This window comes from Microbacterium sp. GbtcB4 (assembly GCF_019091465.1).
GTDB classification, from domain to species: Bacteria; Actinomycetota; Actinomycetes; order Actinomycetales; family Microbacteriaceae; genus Microbacterium; species Microbacterium paraoxydans.
The window spans coordinates 1-233 of the sequence record NZ_JAGXJJ010000654.1; the positions used below are offsets into that span (position 1 = coordinate 1).

1 protein-coding gene is annotated in these 233 nt (G+C 74.2%); it reads left to right on the top strand.

Annotated features, from left to right (window positions below; translation table 11 throughout):
• Positions 1–233, top strand: a 233-nt coding sequence (locus KVS71_RS19145; RefSeq protein WP_254635925.1) for an amidase family protein, incomplete at both ends; no start/stop codon positions are given.

Consider the following 233-nt stretch of genomic DNA (forward strand, 5'->3'; position numbering starts at 1 on the left):
GGGGTACCGCTCGCCCTACGACGCGCCGGCCGTGGCCCGCTCCCGTGACGCGGGCCACATCGCGCTCGGCAAGACGAACATGGACGAGTTCGCGATGGGCTCGACGACGGAGCACTCCGCCTACGGCCCGACCCGCAACCCCTGGGTCCTCCACCGGATCCCCGGCGTCTCCCGTGGCGGCTCCGTCGCCGCCGTCGACCACCTCGTGCTCCCGCTCACCCCCCGCTCCCTCA